1 protein-coding gene is annotated in these 1,253 nt (G+C 54.0%); it reads left to right on the forward strand.

Annotated features, from left to right (window positions below; all coding sequences use genetic code 11):
• Positions 1-53: 53 nt before the first annotated feature.
• Positions 54-1,253 (forward strand): IS256 family transposase (locus AU074_RS25880; RefSeq protein WP_076017159.1); only part of this gene is annotated, 1,200 nt, incomplete at its 3' end.

Raw genomic sequence — 1,253 nt, forward strand, 5'->3', positions numbered from 1 at the left:
GGGGCTGTCATAAATTTTGTGTTCGGGCATAACATGTTGATAGAGGTGCATGTATGCCGACCAAAAAGAAACCGGCCCGTGAGGCCCCGCGAGACCTTCCATCCATTCCAAAAGAGCTGATCGACCAGTTCGTCAGCGGCCCGATGAGTGCCGAGGCTATTCAGGATGCCTCGATGGCGTTCAAAAAGGCGCTGATCGAGCGAGCTCTTGGTGCCGAGTTGGGCCACCACCTTGGCTATCCTCAGGGCGCGGAGCGCCCTGAGGAATCGAGTAACCAGCGCAACGGCAAGAGCGGAAAAACGGTGCTAACCGATGACGGTCCGCTGCGTTTGGACATTCCCAGAGACCGTGATGGAAGCTTTGCTCCGATTCTGATCCCCAAACACGAACGGCGTTTTACCGGCTTCGACGACAAGATTATCGCGATGTATGCCCGAGGCATGACGGTTCGCGAAATCCGTGCGTTTCTCTCTGAACAGTACGGAACAGACGTCTCCCATGACTTCATCAGTTCTGTCACTGACGCAGTTTTGGAGGAGGTTACCGCCTGGCAACAGCGACCGCTTGAACCGATGTACCCGGTAATTTTCTTCGATGCATTGCGAGTCAAAATTCGCGACGAAGGCCTGGTTCGCAACAAAGCGATCTACTTGGCACTGGGAGTATTGCCGGACGGAACGCGAGATATCCTGGGAATTTGGATTGAAACAACCGAAGGCGCCAAATTTTGGATGAAGGTCTTTAACGACCTGAAAACCCGAGGCGTCGAAGACGTCTTGATCGCCGTAACTGACGGTCTCAAAGGCATGCCCGAAGCGCTGAGTGCTGTGTTTCCTGAGACGACGTTGCAGACCTGTATCGTCCACCTGATCCGTAACAGCCTCGATTACGCCCCTTGGGATAAGCGCCGTGAGCTGGCCAAGGCACTGAAGCCGATTTATCAAGCACTCAATGCTGACGCCGCAGAACAAGCGTTACTGGCTTTCGAAGCTGGGCCTTGGGGTAAGCAATATCCGACAGTCGTATCAGCTTGGAGACGTGCTTGGGATCGAGTTATACCGTTCTTCGTGTTTCCCCCGGCGATACGCAAAGTGATCTACACAACCAACGCCATCGAGAGTATCAATGCCCAGTTGCGCAAGATCATCAAGACGCGAGGCCACTTCCCAACGGATGAGTCCGCGACAAAGCTAATCTGGCTGGCATTGCGAAATATCACCGCGAATTGGGGCAGTGCAGCTCATGATTGGAAG

Origin of the sequence: Pseudomonas sp. ATCC PTA-122608 (genome assembly GCF_001952855.1) — a bacterium.
Taxonomy (GTDB): Bacteria; Pseudomonadota; Gammaproteobacteria; order Pseudomonadales; family Pseudomonadaceae; genus Aquipseudomonas.